The organism is Periweissella ghanensis, from assembly GCF_918814755.1.
Lineage (GTDB): Bacteria > Bacillota > Bacilli > Lactobacillales > Lactobacillaceae > Periweissella > Periweissella ghanensis.
Genome location: NZ_CAKKNT010000002.1, coordinates 130,170 through 146,808, shown reverse-complemented (window position 1 = coordinate 146,808; position 16,639 = coordinate 130,170). Strand labels below are relative to the sequence as shown.

Below are 16,639 nucleotides of genomic sequence, written 5' to 3'. Positions count from 1 at the left end.
TATTCAAATGGCCCTTTAGAAGGTTTAAATCGTAAAATAAAACAAATCAGTCGAAGCGGTTATGGCTATCGAAACTTAGCCAATTTTTTTAATCGTATTCGATTAGAATTGTCATAAAAAAAGACCCTAAATCTTTTACGATTTAGAGTCTAAAAACTCAATATCAACATCATTTGACAAAGAGCCTTTAAAAAGCGCCCACTAGTCTGCCTAGTGAGCGCTTTTAATTTATCACAAACTAACTAATTCAAGACTGTGGCCTTACGCGCATAGACTTTATATTGTTCTCTTAGCATTGCTTGCAATTCCGTTACTATTTCTTTTGATAAATATTTACCCACCATCACCATCGTGGTATGTTCAATATTAGTATTTAATTCATCTTTAAATATTAATTTTGTCAAAAAATCATTCATCAAATATCGTGTAATACTTGGTGTTATTTTTATTTTTTCAGCTGTAATTTGCTTTAATAATAACTCAAATGCTTTATAGTGTTCAGCACGTTTATCCGTAGATTTATCTGCTTGTGCAAATGTACGAATTAATGATTTATCATGGATACGATAATTATAAAGTACATCCTTAATTGATACGGTTCGTTTAGCCAATTGGTAATTAAAGAAACTAAAGTAGTCATCTTCGGATAACTGAGTGTTAGGGAATGTAATTTTATTTTCACGTAAATGGGCCGTTTTAGTAACATACTTCCAAACCGCCACCATATAGTACCCATAACGGTTCATTGTTTTAAATTGTTCAATACCTGATGCATAAATTTTATTTGGTGCACCAAAAATATCATCTTGATCCGTGAACCGTGTGCCGTCGGCTTTAATTTTTCGAGCAGCGTAGGTCACAATATCGGCATATGTTCGTTTAAAATTATACATTACCGTTTCCACATAATTATCTGCCAATAAATCATCACTATCTATAAAGGCAACGTATTCACCTTCGACATGTGATAGCCCAAGATTACGAGCTGCCCCGACCCCACAATTTTTTTGTGAAATAAGTTTTAAATTACTATACTTTTCAGCATATTGCTTTAAAATTTCTGTACTACCATCAGTTGACCCATCATCAACACAAATAACTTCATAATCATATTTCGTTTTTTGGTTAAATATGGAATCAAGAGTGGCTTCTAGATATTTGACAACATTATATACCGGCACAACAAATGATAAATCAACTCTTTTTTCAGTCATTGGCGCATCATCCAAATCCAGTAATTTATCAAAATTTTTAACTAACTGCTCCGCTGAAAATTCTGCGGCTGTTGCCAATGCACCTTGTTGCAATTGAACAACGGTTTGCGGCTTCTTAAAGATACTCAAAATCTTACGACCAAGCTCTTGGGGCGTGTGCTTACTTGTTGCAATCCCATTAACCCCATCTTTAACCAAATTGTCCTTGATATATGGTACTCCATAGCATGCCACTGGAATCCCATAGGCCATACTTTCAAGCGCATTCATCCCTAATCCTTCTGATGTTGCTGCTGAAATAAACAATGATGCATCCTCAAATAAAGCATCATTGTCCACACTATATATTTGAGTTGTTATGACATCATTTAATTTCAATTCATTAATGTAGCCTTCAATCTCATCTTGATATTCTTGATCAACAAAGAAGCCTTTCAGTACTAATTGGGTATCAGGTTGGCGTTGGTTAATGTATGCAAAAGTATCGATTATACCGCGAATATTCTTCCGTCGGGCTAACCTGCCCACATACACTAACTTCTTAAGCCTAGTGACATCATGTGGTTCTGGATTAACCGCAAAGCTTAATGTTGGAATAACCTTCACTTCACTTTCTGTAATCTGTTGTAGTGTAGCCGCTTGTTTAGCCGTTGCCACAGCAATCACATCCAAATGACCAAATTCAGGCTGAATAACCTTGATATATTCTGGTTGAACTTCGGTAATCTGTGCTCCAGCATGTGTCAAATGATCCTCATGTAGATATGCAACTGTCTTAATTGGATTATCAATTGACATCAAAATATTAGCGATATTTGGATTATCAGCGATGAATACCCCTTGATTAGTACGATTCAGCTCATTTAAAAATGTCAAAAATAATTGATCTTCATAATCAAATATATAATCAAACCCATTATAATTATTTAACTTCCACATTGTCGGAATAGCTTGACCTGTAACATTACTAAAACTGATTTCTAAGGCCACTTCACCGGTTGGTTTTAAGTATACTTGATTAACAATATTACCAGCTGTATCATAATTTTCTTCCATTGATAAGAAACCACGCCAGTCATAGTATTGAACCAAACTCTTATTATTGAATCTATCAAAATACTCAATATTATCAATCAACTCAGGTGTGCCACCCATAACATTCATGACAGCAACTCGATAACCGTTAGCAAAAACATTCCATTTCTCAGCACTACTGAACTTTACATGGTATTTACTAAACGGGAGGGTTGGTAATGCTCGGACGCTAACTTCTTTACGAGGGATATTGGTAGCGTCTTGGAAATAGTCAAACATATTTAGATATTCATTATTAGCAAGCCCCACTTTATCACATGCACGTGCAAGGCGCTGATTATAAGTACGCGTCAATAATTGCGCTGGTTGTCCATTAGCATTTAGAATTTTTGTTCGTTGTACTTGTGCTAATTCCATCCCACTATTCATATCAAAAATATTTTCACTGACTGAATAAATCATTTTCATTTAACTGCGCTCCCGTTCTCTAATAACATCGCCCATTGTTGCCATACATTTTCACCACTATAACGTTGCGCACTTGCATATGCCGCAGTACTCATTTGTTGCAATTGTATTGGGTTTTTAAATAGTTCAATTAACTTAATTGCTAACGCATTACAATCCCCGTTTGGGACAACTACCCCAGAAACACCGTCCGTAATAATTTCAGTTGGACCGTACTTAATATCATAAGTTAAACCAACAACCCCTTGTGCGGTAGCTTCTAAAGTTGCTAAGCTAAATCCTTCCATTGTTGACGTCATTAAAAACACTTGTGCTTGTTGTAATACTGGAATTGTATCTTCAGTATATGGTTTAAAGGTAATTACATCTTCCATTTCTAAATCAACAATCAATTCGTCTAACGATTTCTTTAACTTCATATCATTAACATAACCATATAAATCTAATGTAATTTCTGGTACTTGTTTATGGGCTGCCGCAACGGCTCTAATCATATCACGATGCCGTTTTTCACCAGCAATCCGTGCCAATGCTACAATTTTACCCGGTGTTCTTTTAGACATTGGAATCTGTGGTTGAGCTAATACTTCATCAGCAATAATTCCAACTGGTAAGGTATACATTTTTTTTATCATTGGGTAGCGTGCCATAACTTCATCAGCTTGGGATTGTGTTGCCGCAATAAAGGCTGAAAAGCGACTTGCATTGGCAAATTGGTACATATAATATTCATTCAAATTTGACGTTAATGGTTGATTAAAATCAACGACATGCGAACTGTGTAAATGTGCAATTGTATATGCCGGATCAGTTAATTCGAGTAAGGCATTATCGGTAATTACGGGTTGGTCAGCTAATAAAATATTACCTGGCCCTGTTGTATGATTGACCTCATTAATAAAGTGTGCAAATAGCTGATCAATGGTATCAAATTGATATATTTGCTTATTTAAATCCGTTAATATCCAATTGGTCAATTGCCGTTGTCCAGTCCCATCATTTTGGTATGAATTTCGTAAGACAATTCGTCCTGATTGGTCATACCATGTGTTATTGCTAACTGTGCCATCAATTGCGCCCCAGGCAACTTTTGACTTAAATCCACGATAATCGTAATATTCAATTAAATTAGGATTGGCAAAGCTATCATAACGCTCTACATAAGCAACCCGTTGATCATCTTCACGATAGCCAATCCACGCCAAAATTGTCCCATTAGGTCGATAAACACCACACCGAAGCTTTTCAGCATCATTAGTATACGTTAACATTGCTGGGTCTAGCCCCAAGTCAATATCTTTAACCCCAATGAATTGATCAGCGACTTCGGTGGTTCCTTGATAATAATCAAACATATTTAAAATATGCTCATCTTTTAGACCTACTGCTCGGGTTTCAAAGTGGACCCACTGCCCCCAATCACGTAGTAAAAATTTATAATCTGCATGATGTTGATCAAATAAACGCGCCCGCTTAATCTGAGCATGTTCGATACCAGATTTTTTGTCGGGCATTCCAAAGTTAATAAAATAAATCATCATTTGCTCCAATACTAATTTTTTGTAATGTAAAAGCGCTCCAGTATCGCCAGAACGGTTACTGGAACGCTTATTTACTATACTTGTGTTTCAATTTGCTTCCATGTGGTCAATAAATCCATTAAAAGTTGTTCGACCTCTGCAATCTTTGCTACATCTTGATTCACATTGGCTAAAACGAGCTGATTGTACATATATTCATACATTGTTATTAACTGATGACTAAGTTCCGCATCAATCTCTTCCTTAACGGAATACCGCAATTCCATAATAATGTCTTGTGCGTTAATTAATTTATCATGGGTTTTGATAACGTCTCCCACCGCTATAGCTGTTTGAGCTTGTTTAACATTCTTAATTCCACCAGCAATTAACATAGTTATTAATTGCGCAGGTGAGGCGCTCATTACTTGATTTTTTAAATAATTTTGGTTGGTCTGTTGGTAACTATTCATCATACATTTTCCTCATAAATCACGGTTCACAAATGATGCTTGCGTATCATAACGCATATAGGCACTCATCATTGCTTTTCCGGTATTTGTGGCACTAATTTTAGTTTGAATTTCACGTTTACGGATATCAATTGTGGCAATAATATATTGATATTTATTAATAATATTTTGAATCAATAATTTATCAGTTACTGGCAAGTCTTGCATATTAATCATTGATAACTGGGATAAAAGACCTTGATTTTGATTTAATATAGCTTGAATTGCAATCGTATCCTCAACGTCGGTATCTAGATTATGATTAAGTTGGTTCATAATGGTTCGATCAATTTCAGTTAACATATTTTTCCTCAAAATATCTTTTATATGCTTATAATGCGCCGGCTTGTTGTTGGAAGTAGGTTAATTGCGATTGTGCTTGGGACATAAAACTATCCAAAGCACTATATTCCGTAACATACTCGGCACGTTTATCAGTCAGTTGATCTTGAAAATCACTAATTTGAGAATTTAAATCCTTAATAGTTGAATCCATATCAGCATTAATATTAGCGATAATTCCTTCATTACCAGTTGTATTCGCTAAATATGAATTAGCAAACTTACCTAAGTCATACGCATACCCAGCTTGATTTGTTGCAATTCCCGTAGTTACATTAGTATCCGCTTTATAGAAGAAGTTTTTGACCGCTTGTGGGTTCGCTTTTAACGCGGCTTCAAACTTAGTCGTATCTAATCCTAAAGTTCCATTTTTATCAACAAATGAAATCCCAATTGAATCAGCGGTATTGTAACCAGTTTTGGGGTCAACACTACTTGCATTACCTGTGACCATATTTTGCAGTTGTTCTTGGAGTTCCATTAAACTACTATCACCAACTAACGCGCCTTGCTGATTATCTGCTTGGCTCGGATTACCTGCATCTAAATCATTACCAATAACACTCATCAAACTGTTGTACTGTGTAATCATTGTATTAACAGCACCCTCAAATTTAGAATTATCATTCGTCAATGAGAGGGTCGTTGGCGTTTGATTTGTAGTTGTTTTACCAGTACTGTCAGTCGTACTGGTTGATGGTGTCACACCGACTAAGTTAATCGTGGCACCATTTAAAACATCGCTCACAGTATTCGTATTTCGAGCAATTTGTAACCCATCAAGAGAGAAAATAGCCGCACTTCCTGTGATTGTTTTCGTACCGCTAGTTAACGCTAAGCCATCCGCCACACTATTAGTACTGCCATTAGTATCGATTGTGGCCTTACCGTCTTGAGTACTAGTAAAAACTAAGTGATTATCAACAATTGATGCTGTAATATCAGATTGCTTAGTCTGACTATTAACTTTATTCATAATTGACGTTAAGGTATCATTAGCCCCAATTGGGACATTAACTTGACCTGGCTTTGAGCTTGCATCCGTGGTTGAGACCGTCGTATCCGCGGTGGGTAAAGTAAAGCCTGGGACATCGATACTACTACCATCCGTACCCGTTTGCGTTGAATCATCATCAGGCGTTAAATTCAACGTTAACGTTCCAGTTAGATTCAAGGCGGTATTAGTGTCTTTGGCAGTGACACGCCCACCTGTAAATGAAGTTGCACTGGCAAGTTGCTTAATGATAATATCATGACTACCTTCAGAAGCTGTCGTATCACCAGATATTGTCGCAACGTTATTATTAGTACTGTTGGCTACTTTTGAGTTATATGTACTCGTATTTTGTAATGCTTGCACATCCGTTAAAAAGTTATTTAAACTTGTCCGAACATCGCCCCAAGCCTGTTCTTGGCCTTGTAACGTACTAACTTGATTTTGCATTTGTTGCATCGGAATTGAATCAGCCTGAATCAATTGATCAATCGTAGTACTTGAAATACCAGAGTATTGTCCTAAAAATTGTTGAGATGCAGCGGCTCCTTGAGCACCAATATTCATATCTGAACTCATTATTGTTTCCTCTTTTATTTATTTTTATATATCATTTATTCAACTTAATTACTATCATGATTATATATCGTCACGTTAACTGTTAAATTTAAGAGCCTTTGCTGATTTTTTAAAATTCTTAAACAAAAAAGCATCGTACCTTAAAAGATACGATGCTTTAAATAGATATTCTAAAATATTAACCTTGTAACAATGAAAGCACACTGTTAGGCATAGCATTAGCTTGCGCAAGCATTGATGTTGATGCTTGTGACAAGATGTTTGACTTAGTGAATTGCATCATTTCTGAAGCCATATCCACGTCACGAATACGTGAGTTAGCATCTGAAAGGTTCGTGTTGGTAGCGTTCAAGTTATTGATAGTGTGTTGGAGTCGGTTTTGTGAAGCCCCGAGACCAGCACGTTGATCTGAAACAGCCTTGATGGCGTTATCAATATCTTTGATGGCACCGTTAGCGGCTGAAATGTTGGTTTGGTCAGCATTAGTACCAGCCACGGCTTGCGCTGACGCTGTAAAGGCTGATTTTGCGTCTGCTAAAGCAGTTGAAGTCGCAGCAACATCACCATTCTTAGCATCAGTTGCTGCTGCTGCTGCTGATGCTGCTGCTGATGCTGCTGCACTTAGCGTTGAACCAACAACAGCAATTGCACTAGCTAATGAGCTAGCAATTGATGCTGATACTGTTGTTGTAGTTTCATCTTGGGCAACCAATGAAAGGTGACCAGTAGCATCCTTGAAACCATTTCCACTGTAATCATCAGTAGCTTTAGTAACATCATCGCCATCTGCAGCTACACTTGCGTTTGCAGTCCCAAGAAGTGATTTTGCGTCCATTGCACTGATACCAAATGAAACATTTTGACCAGCGTTGGCCCCAATTTGGAATGACATGTTCTTTTGTGAACCATCAAGAAGGTTCTTACCGTTAAATTGAGTAGTTGATGAAATACGAGTAATTTCGTCTTGTAAAGCACCAAATTCTTTGTTGATTGCTTTACGGTCATCAGTACTCAAAGTACCATTGGAACTTTGAACAGCAAGGTCACGCATGCGACCAAGGATTGAGTGCGTTTCATTCAAAGCACCTTCAGCAGTTTGGATCAATGAAATACCATCTTGTGAGTTACGAACGGCTTGTGTTAAACCACCGATTTGTGCCTTCATCTTTTCTGAGATAGCAAGTCCGGCAGCATCATCCCCAGCTTTGTTGATTCGTGAGCCTGATGAAAGCTTAGCTAAAGCATCGGCTTTCATACCGTTAGCGGCTGACAAGTTGTTGTATGTGTTCATTGCTGCAACGTTTGTGTTAATACGCATAATTAATTCTCCATTTAATTTTTATTTGTGAGATTTCCTCATGCTATATATATCGGCCCACCGAGCGATTATTTAAGTAAATTTGCAAATAAATTGCAGAATTATTTATTATGTTATTAAGGATAATTTATTATTTTTATATTATATAAACCCGGCTACTAAGCTATTTTTAGACTGGCCATTTACCGCAAAACACCCCTGGAAGTTGGTTGTCTTCCGGGGGTGTTGGTGGTATTTAATTGAAATTGATTTTCCTAAACGTGCTCTCCCCCTCAAACACCTCCGTCTAACTTTAAATCACTTATATGCCTAAACCGCATATTACGTGATTTTCGTTAGTACTCGCTGTTTCCCGAGGAGGTTCGCACTCTTGTTTACATATAATTCAAGATTGTCGTATTCATAATCTTCGTCCCCATCGCAAGGGTACTTTGATATGTCGTTTGATCTTTTTGGTATTCCATATAGGCTTTGGCCATGTCGACATCTTGGACATTGGACTTCATCGTCGTTAAATTCAAGTTTTGGCTCGTGTTTTGTGCGCTGGCAATATTTAAGCGGTTCACCACCGCGCCAATCGTTGTTCGGACATTCACGACTTTATCTGAGAAATTCGATGTTTGGCCGAGTAAGTCACCACCCAAGGCACTCTGTGCGGCCGCTAATTGATCAGGTTTATTAATACCTTCATTCAATGTTTTAATCACGTTAGCAAAATAATCCCCGAGTTGCGTACCCGCACCATCTTGAGTTGTCCCACCAACGATATTGGCACCATTCGTGGCTAAATCAATACTAACCCCACTTGAGATTGAGCGCGTTTGATTCGTCGTTGAACCGTTGTACTTAATGCCAATGATATCCCCGGCTTGCACATTATTAGCCGCGTCATCAGCGGTGGCTTTCACCAATTCAAAAGGTGGCTTATCGATTTTAGTCCCGGCAAAGACATACCGGCCACCATAATCGGCGTTCAATGAATCAACCACACTGGCCATAATTGAGCTAAGTTCCGTTTTGTTAGATTTTAATTCATCCGGCCCATACGCCCCATTGGCTGATGATTGGACTAACGTGCGAATCCGCAACATTTGGTCGCTTAACCCACTCAAGGCACTATCTTGCGTTTGTGACAGGTTAATCGCATCTTTAATCGTGTTAGCATACGTTTTGTTTTGCGTTAATGAACTACTAAGCGCCATAATTTGTGACGCCGCCAACGGATTATCCGATGGCTTGCTAACTTGTTGTTGGCTTGAAAGTTGTTGCATTGTGGCTTGTAAGCTTGATTGACTATTCCCTAAATTGTAGAGAAAGTTATTATAAGTTGTATTTTCAGAAATTCGCATTAGTTAACTCCTGTTCGGTTAATCAAAGTATCCAACATTTCGTTAACTACGGAAATCATCTTCGCGTTGGCTTGGAAGCCTTGTTGGAACTTAATGACATTGGACATTTCTTCGTTCATATTAACGCCTGAAATCGATTGTTGCTTGGCTTGGACTTGTTGGAGTAAGGCCAATTGCGTTTGGGCATTATTGTTGGCGGCTTGCGTCACAATCCCGTTTTGGGTCACGATATCATTGTACATCCCCGATACCGTCGCCCCGGTTTCATCAGCGACAAATGATAAGTTATCCGCATTCAACGTCAAGCCTTTGCCACTGGCGGGATCAGCTAACTTAGTGTTTTGTAAGTGGGCAATCGCTTGGGCTAACTTACCATCCCCGGCATCCGGATTAGTTCCGACCCCCGCTTGTAATTGGCTGGGGTTATTGGCAATCGTGGCATTAACTTGTAAGTTGGCCGCATAGTTAACTTTAGGATCATAGGCGGGTTGCGGGTTAGCTTGACCGGTAACCCCTTTAAAGGTAAACATTAACTTGTCGGCTGACACACCATTGGCACTCATTAACGTGTTCGTAGCGGTCGCCAATTGGTAAGCAAATTTGTTTAACTTATCCATTTGGTCACTTAAATCACTGAGGGCTTGTTGGTCCCCTTGAATCGTCCCACTACTAATCGTTACTGGTGTCGCCGTTTTCGTATTGTTAGCCACAAAGACGACATCCCCAGCTTTACCATTTGCTGGTACTGCAAGCGCACTGTTTTCACTGTTCACATCGGTTGTGGCCGTAATAACGCCCGCTGCCTTAGCATCCACAACCCCCAAGGTCCCTTTGACCCCATCCGCATCCAAAATGGGCATCGGGGTTGCTTTGCCATCAGTTCCTGGCATATTAAGGGCCACCGTGGCGCGCCCGTATTGGTCAATTGTCGTTGTCGTATCAGCCATGCTTGCAAGTTTTTGAATCACTTGGTCACGGGTATCCAACAAATCATTTGGTTGGTCACCATTTTGGCTCATGTTATAGATTTGCTTGTTTAACGTATCTAGTTGATTGATCGTTTGGTTGAAGTCCATCGCATTTTTAGCAACGGTGCTCACGGTATTACTTTGTAAGGCTTGCACATTGTTAGCCAATTGGTTAATTGAATTGGCCACCGTTTGTGTTGCCCCTACCACGGTCGTTTGAATCCCTGAAACCGATGGGTCATTGGCAAAATTAGTCCAAGCGGCATTCATTTTATCAATCTGACTCAAGATCCCCGTTGATGACGGTTCGTTGTAGTACCCTTCCAATTGGCCTAACACATTCGCGCGTTCACTATAACTTTTTAACACGCCACCAACTTGGTTGAGTTGACCTTGCACGAAGCTATCACTAATCCGTTGCACCGAACCAGCCCGCGCCCCCATCCCAATGTCACCAACCCCTGCAAAGTGCATCGCCGGCATCGTTTCAATATCAACGCGTTGCCGTGAGTAATACGGATTGTTAGCATTGGCGATATTGTGACTCGTCGTTTGCAAGGCCATTTCATTGACCCCTAAACCAGTCGTAGCCGTATTTAATGTTCCAAATAAATTCATATCGTTCTCCTACATATCCGTATTGACCACTAGCGTTGCCGCGGGGGCTTGGGCGGGTTGAGCTTTACCATATGGATTGCGGGTCGCTTTAACTGATTCACGCACCGCATCCATTAACATTTTTTGATAATCCATTTCCAATTGCGTTAATAACAAATTTTGTTCCTGCAATAATTTAATTTGGGCAACCACCGCCTTAATGCGCGGCGTCACTTCACCAAGATAATCATTTAACACGGTTACAAAAGTTTCTTTTTGGGCCACGATGGCTGGTAATTTATCAGCTTGATTGGCTTTTAAAACTTTATTTTCCGTTTGCAATAAGCGCAAAAATTGGGTTAATTTACTATAAAAATGTTGTTCGTTCATCGTTTCCACCTAATTACTTTTGTTGGTCGTGCATTTCAGTTGTTAATTTAGCTGCTAATTTATCTAGATCGACTTTGTATTCACCAGTCGCAATTTGACTACGAATCGCCATTAATTTCGCATGATCAACATGTTCTTCGCCCGTAGTTGCAGCCGTTGGGTGGGCAATTTGTTGGGCGGTCTGTGAAAATTCAAATAACTTCGCGACTTTAGCGCTCATACTTGTGGCGGGGGTACTTGTTGGGAGCGCCGTATTTTGCTTGGCCGTCAAGTTAACTTGCTTGTTATATTCGTTGTATCCTCGATCAATATTCATCGGTTCATTTCCTCCAGGTTAGATTTATATATATGGTTTGGTTTTGATTATCTCTTATACTATCGGCGCTTGTGACCAGAATTTAAGTCAGCCCACAGGATTTACTAATTTCTTAAGCTTTAAAGTGCTCCGCGTGGGCGTTAATCTTTTGATTCACCTGGGCGGCCAGCTTAGTTAAGGATGCTTCATGGGCATGGGCCCGCGCACGTTCTTGGGCCGCAAATGAAATATTATAGCTGTCTTTGGGTGTCACGTTGATTTCTGGTAAGACTTGCGGGGTTAAGTGTAACATTGGGGTTGTCTTCCCCGCCGCATTAAGCGCGGTGAAGTTGCGATTATAGTCGTCAATGCGGTTAATATTCATAGCGGACCCTCCGTAAGTTTGCTTGCTATATTATCGGCTCATCCGGGTGCGAATTAAAGGGTTTCAGCCTAACTAATTTTTAGCCAAAACGTGTTCTAGCAGTCCGATATATTCGAAATACGACAAAATCCTCATGAAGACTTTTCTTCATGAGGATTTTTAGTGTATTTCTCGGTATCGCCCGACTTCTGTCACGCTCTCCAGTTTTTACATATTATTCTTTGATCTGGAATTGCGCACTAAGCGTCTTTAATTCCGCGGCAATCGTTTCAAATTCCGCCACGTTGTTAGTGAATTCATCCATCGTAGCCAGAACTTCTTCAGCATTGGCGGAAACTTCTTCGGTCCCGGCCGCATTTTCTTCCGCCGCTGCCGCAATCGTCGCCAGGCTCGTTGAAACTTGATCCTTAACGCTCGTAATATCACTCATTGCGGTACTAATCTGTTCAATTTCGGCTAACAGACTTTGGTTAGCTTGGTAGACTTCTTGTGTGGCGGTAATCGCTTGTTCTAAAAGGTCAGATTGCTTGGCCCCACCGGCCACCGAATTAGTCGTGGCCGTCACCATCGCACTCGAATCAAGGCGAATTTCGGCAATCAACTTACTAATATCTAACGTGGCGGCCTTACTTTCTTCGGCTAATGTCCGCACTTCATTGGCCACAACCGCAAAGCCTTTACCCGCTTCACCGGCCGTAGCGGCTTCAATCGCGGCATTTAAGGCTAGTAAATTGGTTTGCTTCGCAATTTGGTTGATAACATGAATAATGCTATCGATGTTTTGGACTTTGGCATCCATTTGCGTCATCTTAGCCATCAACGCTTCCATCTTGGCTAATTCAGCTTGCCAATTATCGCGGACATTATTCGTGGTCACGAGATTAGTTTGGTTTAAGGCCGCAGCATGGTTGGATGTGCTCGTCATTGTGTGGACATTTTGATCCAATTCACTGACAACTTTAGCGAGTGTTTGCACTTGGGTAACACTGTGCTCAGTTTCGGTTGCTTGACTCATTGAGACATTTGAAATCGCCCCAATCGTGTTCGTCACTTCTTCGGTTGCTGCCGTCGTTTGCTTAGCTAGTTCCAGTAAGCTACTAGCCCCTTGAGCGACTTGTTGGCTGTTAGCTTGTAACCGCAAAATCAAAATACTAATTGAGGCAATCATGGCGTTGTAATGCTCACCTAAGCGATTAAGTTCATGTCCATCGGCTTTGGGCGTACTGATGCGAGCCACAATTCCCGCCAAACTCCAGCGGTGCTTGGCTGCGGGATGAATTTGTTCCAGCTTCCCCGCCCCAACTTGCATAAAGTAGCGTTCATAATTGGCGATTAATTGTTCTAACAACTTAACGAGTAGCACCGTGATAGCAATAATCACGAGCGCCATACCAATGAGCACAATTAGTGAAGCCCCGTTTAATAAACCGAGTTCTTGGCGCATTTCACCGGGGGCAACTTGGGCATAGGCCCACGCTTGGCTCGTTTTGGATGATTTATCAAAATACACTTCACTAATCCGGCCTTGCCCCGGCACCCGCACAACCCCGCGCAGTTGCTTACTAGCCGCAATTGCTGTAAAGACTGGTTGGGTGGCAACATCAGTCCCTGGCTTGTTCACTAACGCTTTAGTTGTCCCAGCCGCGGTAATGACCGTCCCAGTTGGCGTCGCTAGCGTAACGGCTCCGGTGTGACCAACTTTGATTGCTTTAGTGATATTACTCGTCGCATCGTTTAAATAGTCAATACTAATGACGTTAACATCCCCATTAGCGGCCTTAATTGGTAATGCGGCACTTGTCACAAATTTACCCGTCGTAATATCTTGATGGGCTGGGGCAAAGAACACCCCGTGCTTTTGCGCGACCGCTCCTTTAAACCAGTCTTTCGTCCGCGGATCAAAGCCCACCGTCACGCCCGCGGTAGTCACAAATTTACCAGCGGGAGTACTATAAGTAAAGCTAAGATAATCGGTGCCCGCCGTGGCTTGGAACTGATTTAAAATGGTTTGGATTTGCGTTAAATCAACTTTATCATTCGTAAATGCTGGTAACTTAGCCATTTGCGTTAACTCAGCGGCGGCTTTGTTGCGCAAATTGTTATTTGAGGCTAGTAAGACCGAAGTGGCACTCATTTTATCAACATTTAACCGACTATACATCAATTGCCGCGTGATAATATTGGCACTAAGCATCATCACAATTAAGGGTAGCACGACTAGTAAAATCAAGCCGCTCCCTAAGAACATCCCACTATTGCGTTTGCCACGCGTTGTCCGCTGGCCCCAGTTTAATTTGACCAACCACTTAGGTCGGGCCAATTTTGGTGACCACGGTAACCGCGCGTGGCGGCTTGAGTTCTGGGTAGCTCGCTTAAATTTCATTATCTAAAACCTTCCAAATGCCAAAATTTAGTTCTATATGCCATTTATCGGTATTTAATGCTTACCTTTAACTTTATTTACATAATATTTACAAAGTTTATTATATATCCTTGATGGCGGTAACATCCGGTTGAGCATCGAGTTTAAAGTAGCTTGTCGCCGTCGCTAAATCACTGGCAATTTGCTTCAATTCATTAACGTTATTTGTGAATTCATCCATCGTTGCCAAGACTTCTTCAGCATTGGCTGAGACTTCTTCCGTTCCGGCTGAATTTTCTTCCGTTGAAGCCGAGATGCTTTCAAGACTCGTAAGGACTTCATGTTGAATCTTTTCAATTTGGGCACTCGCCGTTTCAATCATTTGAATTCCCGCGACCATTTCTTCATTATTTTGGAAGACTTCCTTGGTCGACACAATTGATTCACTAATCAAGCGTGATTGTTTTTCGCCCCCAGCCACTGAAGTAGCCGTTTGTTCGACCATCGCTTCGGACTTAGTTTGAATCTTTTTAATAATGGCGGCAATATCTTTAGTCGCCGTCTTACTTTCTTCGGCGAGCTTGCGAATTTCAGCCGCCACGACCGCAAAGCCTTGTCCCGCTTCACCAGCACTGGCCGCTTCAATTGAGGCATTCAACGCTAATAAATTCGTTTGTTGCGAGATATCATTGATCACTCCAATGATGCTGTTAATTGCTTGGACATTTTGGTTCAAGTCTTCAGTACTGTGCATCAACTGTTCCATCTTGGCCAATTCGGTTTGCCAGTTTTGGTTGACGTTATCAGTTAAGGCTAAGTTTTGCTTATTCAAACGGGCTGAATGGTTTGATTTATCAGTCATTGCTATAACATTTTGGTGCAGTTCTTTGACGACCGTTGATAAGTTTTGCACTTGGGTAACACTTGCTTCCGTTTCACGAGCTTGGTTCCCGGTAACTTCAGCAATCCCGGTAATCGTGCTAGCCACTTCTTCTGTCGCTACATCCGTTTGCTTAGCTAATTCAAATAAATCTTGGCTACTCGTAGCGGCGTGTTGACTGTTATTTTGCACCCGTTCAATCAGCACTTTCATGCCGTCAATCATCGTGTTAAATGCTTGGCCTAAACGATTGAGTTCATGCCCTTCTTCATCCGGCCGGCGAATCCGGTAAACCATTGAACTAACCAAACCTTTAGCGTGCTGTTGGTCACTAAAGGTCATCAATTTACCGCGGCCAACCTGATCAAAGTAGTAAATGTAGTAAGCCATCAAACGGCGAATTACGCGAATAATAATCGTCGTTAATAAACTAACTACCACGATAATAATTAATAAAATAATCCCGGCATTGATTAGCGTACTGCGTTGCTCTTTGGCGAGTTCCTTATGGGAAATTTCGGCAAGCGCCCAAGTTGTACTATCGACACCACCTTTATTAAAGTAAATTTCATGGCGGTTGCTCCCCGTACCAATTTTTAGATGACCGGTTTGGTTTTTGGCTGCAGCAATTGCTTGATACAATTCCGTCCCTTTTAAATTAGTATTAGGCTTGTGTACTAATTTGGGATTGATCCCTTTAGAGGCTAAGACCAGCCCAGTAGAACTAATTAATGTGGTACTCCCCGTGCGGCCAACTTTGAGGGCATTAATGACGTGTTCAATCGAACGGTATGGAAAGGTGGCCACTAAGACCCCTTGTTGGCCACTTTTGTTCGTCACCATAATTGAGTATGAAGATAAGGTCAACCCAGTCACCGGATCACTATACGCGGGGGCAGCGTATGGTTGACTTGGGCGGGCAATCACCCCTTGATACCATGGGCGCGTCTGCGCATTATAGCCCGCTGGTAATTGTGAAGTGAAGGCAAACTTACCATCAGTTGTCGCAAACCCTAAGTTAACAATATCAGGGTCACCATCGTCTTTAATGTAGCCTAACGTTTTCTTGATACCGTCAATATCAAATTTATCACCAGTAAAATCTGATTGCTGGGCAATGCGGCGTAATTCCAAAAACGCTTTGGCTTGCATATTATCTTTGGTAGCGACTAAAACTGATGTCGCACTCTGTTCATCCACCTCTACCCGATCAGCAATCAAATTATTTGATATGATAAATGACCCAATCGTCATTAAAATAACCGGGATAATTGCGATAGCTAATAAGCCAAGGCGCAATCCAGGGGCGATACTCTTGCGTTTGCTGTGTTTCATTAATTCTCTCCTATAATGTATTCCTTAAAAGAGATATATCGGCAAAAAATTAAGTTAATTAAAGGTATAACTAATTTTAATTGTATAAAAACTTTT

14 protein-coding genes are annotated in these 16,639 nt (G+C 40.7%); 1 reads left to right on the top strand and 13 read right to left on the bottom strand.

What is annotated here, in order from left to right; translation table 11 throughout:
• The coding region (locus tag LQZ76_RS01695; RefSeq protein WP_230098036.1) for a transposase at positions 1 to 117 on the top strand (117 nt) is incomplete at its 5' end.
• 125 nt (positions 118 to 242) lie between these two features.
• Here the strand turns inward: LQZ76_RS01695 and LQZ76_RS01690 are convergent.
• The 13 genes from LQZ76_RS01690 to LQZ76_RS01630 all read right to left on the bottom strand — a co-directional run bounded on the left by LQZ76_RS01690 (position 243) and on the right by LQZ76_RS01630 (position 16,543).
• On the bottom strand, positions 243 to 2,717 hold the full coding sequence (locus LQZ76_RS01690) for a glycosyltransferase (protein WP_230098030.1): 2,475 nt from the start codon (positions 2,715 to 2,717) through the stop codon (positions 243 to 245).
• Positions 2,714 to 4,231 (bottom strand): glycosyltransferase, encoded by a 1,518-nt coding sequence (locus LQZ76_RS01685; protein ID WP_230098029.1) that lies wholly within the window; start codon positions 4,229 to 4,231, stop codon positions 2,714 to 2,716. The genes LQZ76_RS01690 and LQZ76_RS01685 overlap by 4 nt, the downstream gene beginning before the upstream one ends.
• Positions 4,232 to 4,332: 101 nt before the next feature.
• On the bottom strand, positions 4,333 to 4,713 hold the full coding sequence (gene fliS / locus LQZ76_RS01680; RefSeq protein ID WP_230098028.1) for a flagellar export chaperone FliS: 381 nt from the start codon (positions 4,711 to 4,713) through the stop codon (positions 4,333 to 4,335).
• 9 nt (positions 4,714 to 4,722) lie between these two features.
• The gene (locus LQZ76_RS01675; protein WP_230098027.1) at positions 4,723 to 5,052 is read right to left on the bottom strand and encodes a hypothetical protein; all 330 of its coding nucleotides are present in this window, start codon (positions 5,050 to 5,052) and stop codon (positions 4,723 to 4,725) included.
• A 28-nt stretch (positions 5,053 to 5,080) separates the two neighbouring features.
• Positions 5,081 to 6,664, bottom strand: coding sequence for a flagellar filament capping protein FliD (gene fliD, locus LQZ76_RS01670; protein ID WP_230098026.1), 1,584 nt, complete (start codon positions 6,662 to 6,664; stop codon positions 5,081 to 5,083).
• A 178-nt stretch (positions 6,665 to 6,842) separates the two neighbouring features.
• Positions 6,843 to 7,982, bottom strand: a complete 1,140-nt coding sequence (locus tag LQZ76_RS01665; protein ID WP_230098025.1) for a flagellin N-terminal helical domain-containing protein — start codon at positions 7,980 to 7,982, stop codon at positions 6,843 to 6,845.
• 374 nt (positions 7,983 to 8,356) lie between these two features.
• The gene (flgL, locus tag LQZ76_RS01660) at positions 8,357 to 9,331 is read right to left on the bottom strand and encodes a flagellar hook-associated protein FlgL (protein ID WP_230098024.1); all 975 of its coding nucleotides are present in this window, start codon (positions 9,329 to 9,331) and stop codon (positions 8,357 to 8,359) included.
• Positions 9,331 to 10,917 (bottom strand): flagellar hook-associated protein FlgK, encoded by a 1,587-nt coding sequence (gene flgK / locus LQZ76_RS01655; protein WP_230098023.1) that lies wholly within the window; start codon positions 10,915 to 10,917, stop codon positions 9,331 to 9,333. The genes flgL and flgK overlap by 1 nt, the downstream gene beginning before the upstream one ends.
• A gap of 9 nt (positions 10,918 to 10,926) precedes the next feature.
• Complete coding sequence (locus tag LQZ76_RS01650; protein WP_230098022.1) at positions 10,927 to 11,286, bottom strand: hypothetical protein; 360 nt, start codon at positions 11,284 to 11,286, stop codon at positions 10,927 to 10,929.
• Between the two features lie 13 nt (positions 11,287 to 11,299).
• Positions 11,300 to 11,602, bottom strand: coding sequence for a flagellar biosynthesis anti-sigma factor FlgM (gene flgM / locus LQZ76_RS01645; RefSeq protein ID WP_230098021.1), 303 nt, complete (start codon positions 11,600 to 11,602; stop codon positions 11,300 to 11,302).
• A 112-nt stretch (positions 11,603 to 11,714) separates the two neighbouring features.
• Entirely contained in the window at positions 11,715 to 11,966 is a 252-nt protein-coding gene (locus tag LQZ76_RS01640) for a hypothetical protein (RefSeq protein WP_230098020.1), read from the bottom strand.
• Between the two features lie 214 nt (positions 11,967 to 12,180).
• Complete coding sequence (locus LQZ76_RS01635) at positions 12,181 to 14,349, bottom strand: methyl-accepting chemotaxis protein (RefSeq protein ID WP_230098019.1); 2,169 nt, start codon at positions 14,347 to 14,349, stop codon at positions 12,181 to 12,183.
• Between the two features lie 100 nt (positions 14,350 to 14,449).
• Complete coding sequence (locus LQZ76_RS01630; protein ID WP_230098018.1) at positions 14,450 to 16,543, bottom strand: methyl-accepting chemotaxis protein; 2,094 nt, start codon at positions 16,541 to 16,543, stop codon at positions 14,450 to 14,452.
• Positions 16,544 to 16,639 lie beyond the last annotated feature (96 nt).

Coding starts and splice junctions, on each gene's coding strand:
- LQZ76_RS01630 (WP_230098018.1), bottom strand. CDS start 16,543: ATGAAACACAGCAAACGCAAGAGTATCGCCCCTGGATTGCGCCTTGGC.
- flgL (WP_230098024.1), bottom strand. CDS start 9,331: ATGCGAATTTCTGAAAATACAACTTATAATAACTTTCTCTACAATTTA.
- LQZ76_RS01650 (WP_230098022.1), bottom strand. CDS start 11,286: ATGAACGAACAACATTTTTATAGTAAATTAACCCAATTTTTGCGCTTA.
- LQZ76_RS01675 (WP_230098027.1), bottom strand. CDS start 5,052: ATGTTAACTGAAATTGATCGAACCATTATGAACCAACTTAATCATAAT.
- flgK (WP_230098023.1), bottom strand. CDS start 10,917: ATGAATTTATTTGGAACATTAAATACGGCTACGACTGGTTTAGGGGTC.
- LQZ76_RS01690 (WP_230098030.1), bottom strand. CDS start 2,717: ATGAAAATGATTTATTCAGTCAGTGAAAATATTTTTGATATGAATAGT.
- LQZ76_RS01640 (WP_230098020.1), bottom strand. CDS start 11,966: ATGAATATTAACCGCATTGACGACTATAATCGCAACTTCACCGCGCTT.
- LQZ76_RS01685 (WP_230098029.1), bottom strand. CDS start 4,231: ATGCCCGACAAAAAATCTGGTATCGAACATGCTCAGATTAAGCGGGCG.
- LQZ76_RS01635 (WP_230098019.1), bottom strand. CDS start 14,349: ATGAAATTTAAGCGAGCTACCCAGAACTCAAGCCGCCACGCGCGGTTA.
- fliS (WP_230098028.1), bottom strand. CDS start 4,713: ATGATGAATAGTTACCAACAGACCAACCAAAATTATTTAAAAAATCAA.
- LQZ76_RS01665 (WP_230098025.1), bottom strand. CDS start 7,982: ATGCGTATTAACACAAACGTTGCAGCAATGAACACATACAACAACTTG.
- flgM (WP_230098021.1), bottom strand. CDS start 11,602: ATGAATATTGATCGAGGATACAACGAATATAACAAGCAAGTTAACTTG.
- fliD (WP_230098026.1), bottom strand. CDS start 6,664: ATGAGTTCAGATATGAATATTGGTGCTCAAGGAGCCGCTGCATCTCAA.